The organism is Planktothrix sp. FACHB-1355 (genome assembly GCF_014748295.1).
GTDB classification, from domain to species: Bacteria; Cyanobacteriota; Cyanobacteriia; order Cyanobacteriales; family Aerosakkonemataceae; genus Aerosakkonema; species Aerosakkonema funiforme_A.
The window spans coordinates 1-3807 of the sequence record NZ_JACJUP010000672.1 but is presented as its reverse complement, the minus strand read 5'-3'; the positions used below and the strand labels follow the sequence as shown (position 1 = coordinate 3807).

The window sequence follows — 3807 nt, the reverse complement described above, 5'->3', positions numbered from 1 at the left end:
AGATTAGCAAAAACTAAAATTTTTTCCAAAATTTCCTGTTTTGAATGAGTAGGCTCTGGAAAGGTAAGCGAAGTTGATTTTTCAATTTTTATCTTTTGCGAAGAGAAGGATTTGACCACATGAAACTCTTGAAAACATTAAAATCTATGGCTGTCATGGCCTTATTGTCTGTAGGCATGACTGGATTTAGTTTTCCCTCTGCGGCGAGTGCCAGTACAGTAGTAGCTCGCAGCGTCAGTTATGAGCGCACAGTGACAACATATTATGGCGGAAGCGGAAGTGGATATCGAGTTGCTAGTGCTGGCTACTGTCGCCGAGTTAGTACAAATGGCGGTCGGCTGAATGTCCGTCGAGTTCCAGGAGGACGTATTGTCGGCAAATTATACAACGGAACTCGTGTCAGAATTAGCGGTTATAGCTCCAACGGTTGGGTAAGAGTTACTGGCCCAATTAGCGGTTATGTATCTGGAGCCTATCTGAGCTATTGCCGATAAGATAATTTCGCCGATAAGTTGAAGGAGCGATCGCACTTAAATTTTACCATGAAAATTGTGCGATCGCTCCGCTCGAATATCATCAATTAAAACAGACTCTGTGGAAGGGAGTCTGTTTTTTCCGTGCGCCAAGTTTAGAAACCGTTTTTCTAGCAAATACCCAGGCAAATAAAGATGCTTAATGCAGAAATATTATTAAATATCGCTATACCGATATTGAGTTTGTAAAAACTCTATTATATATTCACTAACTTGGATATTTTTTGTTATAAAAATGCGTCTTTGAACACGGCATAATCAAAACTTTGGATCGAAAAATATTTGATGATACCGTGTCCAAATTAGAATAATTGACTAGAAATAACCAGTCTCTACAAATCAGCTATTTCGGATTGCCGGAGCGTTTGCTAAGGTTTCTGCACCTTTTTTCATTGCTTCAATATCCGGAGATGACCAGGGACGAGCTTCTTTGCAGTGATGAGCAATTAGCAATCCCCACAATCTGACGGAATTGAGAATGGGCGCGACTAAATTAGCGCGAACTTGCATACTGCGGAGATAATCTCGGTGACAAGGGTTGACGATCTCTGATTCTATATCTGCGATCGCTCTCATCCTTCCCGCCAGATACATTTGTGCGTATTCATCATCAAAACAATCGTCCGGGCCTGTCGATCCTAAAATCGATAACTGCTTAGAACTTATGGATTCAAAGGTAATTTGACCTTTCCACTCGCGATAAAAGTAATATAAGACGACGCGATCGACTTGCAGAAACTCTCTCAGCTCATCTGTAGTTTGTTGAATTAAAGCATCCCGTTCTAGAGTTTTAGCAAGACGGTCAGCAAATCTTCGCATATCAGGATCGCCGTAAGGCACGGTGGGATTGGAGTCTGAGTTTTTATCGAAGTTATTTGGCACGGAATGGTAACTCATGCTAAATCAAGAGAATTTGCAGCTTTTGTTATGATAGCCTTTCCAATTCTCAAAACAGTATTCAAATTGGCGAGCGTCTTAACTTAAAGTGTTATGGCGAAGTTTTTCACAGTTCTTAAAAAAATGTTAAGAAGTGCAATAACAGAACTATTTTTATTTCTAATAACTACTGTATATGTATAACTAAAATAATTTCTGATAAAATCAAGCGAAACACAGAGAGCTTTAGAAGGATTGATTTTTCATAATTAGCTTGGTTCTTCCGTACTTAGTGTGGAAAACCGCTTTTTTGAGCATTGGGGATTGGGCATTGGGAATGGAAATGCTTACACAGCAAAGATTAGCGTCATAAATTAGCTTTACTTATCACACCATGTACGCAAGAGCCGATGTGAGTAAAGGCATCCAAGTTTGGGCATTTGGCATCGGCTTTGTAATTGAGATCACTGAGATGTGATAGGCTGCATCACTCAAAAATCCAGTAATTCTCACAGGTTAGTTATCGAAGCGATCGCACTTGCCTTGGCGAAAACACGGCACATTAGATATGTAGGGTTCAACCCACTGCCATGATGTACCCAGTAAATCTTCTTCCCGGTGCAATTTCTGAAATTCTCGCCTCTGTTACCGATACTGGTGTTCTTACGGTAGCCGATCGCTACGGACTCCTAGCAGCTATCCTCGATGAAAGCTTGGATGAAGAAGACAGATGCTCTCTCAACAGACTGCTGAGAGCCGTACTCAAAGGACGGGTGAAAATTGTCGACGACCTCTCAGCCGCCGCTTGAGATCGAGATGGAGAGTAAGTATTCCTGCTGATGAAAATCGCCGCTTCTAACTTTCCCTAGATTAAAAAGCGAACAATCACATACAATGCTGCCATTATCAGTTGCAGCGTCATCACAGGTAAGCCGTATTTCAGAAAAGTTTTAAACGAAATTCGGCGTCCGTGCAGTTCGGAAATTCCTGCCGCTACGATGTTGGAAGAAGCACCTACCATCGTACCGTTTCCTCCTAAAGTTGCACCGAACATCATGGCATAAAATAACGGTAGCACTTCTGGTGGGAACTGTCCTTGAAAGTTTGGGGATAGTACTTCTGAGCTTACTAAGCCTACATTAACTACGTATTGTTTGAGTAATGGCACCATCGCCACCACAAGCGGAATATTGGGAACGACGCTCGATATAATTCCGACAAAAAAGAGGATAGCTATTGAGCCAAACGCAATATTTTTGCCTAAAACTATTGCCAATAATCCTGATAAACTGCCAACTACACCAGTTTTTTCCAACCCCCCAATAAGCACAAAGATAGACATAAAAAATATCAATGTACTCCAGTCAACATCCCTCAATATATTATTGACAGAATCTATTTTGCTATGGTGTGAAAGTAGCAATGCTAAAACTGCTCCCAACAAAGCAACTGTCGCTGGAGAAATTGGGGTCGGCAGCATTTCTCCGATGACGAAGAAAATTAATACGAAAGCCACTATTAATGCGCCAACTGCTAAAACGCGGGGATGATTAATCTTTGGGTGTGGCAAATGTTCTAGGTCGTCTAAATTTTTCTGCCATATTGGGCGGAATAAAAATGGGAGAATAGCTATCACCGTGAAAATAGCGATCGCACCTCCCAAACTCAAGCGAACTAGGTAATCTGTAAAGCTAATATTGACTGCATCTCCCACAATGAAAGTGGCGGGGTCGCCAACAATTGTTAGCAAGCCAGCGCTATTAGCAATAAAAACCATTAAGATCAGCAAGGGCACAAAATCCACACCTACTTCTTCTGCTATAGGTGGAATTAAAGGTGCTAGCAACATTACGGTGGTGGCATTTGGTAAAAAGGCACAAATGGGAGTGGTAATAGCCACAATACCTAAAAGTAGGCGATTGCCTTTTCCTTTAGCCAACAAAACTATTTGAGTTCCTAAGTAATCAAAAATTTTGGTTGGCTCAAACGATCGCACGAGTACCATTACTCCGAAGAATAAGCTCAGTGTTGCATGACTTTGACCGATGTATCCTATAGCTTCTGTTAAAGTCATGACGTGAGCGAAAACTAATATCAATGCCCCTAAAAAGGCAGCGATCGTTAGGTGTATCCACTCAGTCATGATTAAGAAAATTACACCGACAAAGGTTAAAGTAGCAATAATAGCTTGCCAGTTTTCCACGAACTACCCCTCTACTGAGTTAGATACTCGATCGCATCGTACAAAAAAAAGCCACCCGCGTAAAGGTGGCGTAATAAAAAAATAATATTTGGGGCTGATTGTAATGTTGGCAAGCACAAACATTACAAACTTTTCTGGCCAATGTTCGATCTTTAATAGACATCTCCAGAAAAGAATCTTAAAGGCAGGCAGGAT

Annotated in this window: 4 protein-coding genes; 2 read left to right on the top strand and 2 right to left on the bottom strand. The window is 41.2% G+C overall.

Features of this window, described 5'->3' with window-relative positions; genetic code table 11:
- The first annotated feature begins 119 nt into the window (after nucleotides 1-119).
- Nucleotides 120-494 carry an SH3 domain-containing protein gene (locus H6S82_RS22795; RefSeq protein ID WP_191056754.1) on the top strand — a complete coding sequence of 125 codons (375 nt, stop codon included), beginning with the start codon at nucleotides 120-122 and terminating at the stop codon, nucleotides 492-494.
- 378 nt (nucleotides 495-872) lie between these two features.
- Here the strand turns inward: H6S82_RS22795 and H6S82_RS22790 are convergent, their stop codons facing one another.
- A complete protein-coding gene (locus tag H6S82_RS22790) occupies nucleotides 873-1430 on the bottom strand; it encodes a GAF domain-containing protein (RefSeq protein ID WP_322112019.1) in 558 nt (185 codons plus the stop codon).
- 572 nt (nucleotides 1431-2002) lie between these two features.
- Between H6S82_RS22790 and H6S82_RS22785 the strand changes: the two genes are divergently transcribed.
- Complete coding sequence (locus H6S82_RS22785) at nucleotides 2003-2218, top strand: hypothetical protein (RefSeq protein WP_191056755.1); 216 nt, start codon at nucleotides 2003-2005, stop codon at nucleotides 2216-2218.
- Nucleotides 2219-2274: 56 nt separating this feature from the next.
- Here H6S82_RS22785 and H6S82_RS22780 read toward each other — a convergent pair whose 3' ends face one another.
- Nucleotides 2275-3612, bottom strand: coding sequence for an SLC13 family permease (locus H6S82_RS22780; RefSeq protein WP_190474389.1), 1338 nt, complete (start codon nucleotides 3610-3612; stop codon nucleotides 2275-2277).
- Nucleotides 3613-3807: the final 195 nt, after the last annotated feature.

What these genes read in the sequence shown, in the direction of transcription:
- H6S82_RS22795 (WP_191056754.1), top strand. Translation starts at nt 120, where the DNA reads ATGAAACTCTTGAAAACATTAAAATCTATGGCTGTCATGGCCTTATTG.
- H6S82_RS22790 (WP_322112019.1), bottom strand. Translation starts at nt 1,430, where the DNA reads ATGAGTTACCATTCCGTGCCAAATAACTTCGATAAAAACTCAGACTCC.
- H6S82_RS22785 (WP_191056755.1), top strand. Translation starts at nt 2,003, where the DNA reads ATGTACCCAGTAAATCTTCTTCCCGGTGCAATTTCTGAAATTCTCGCC.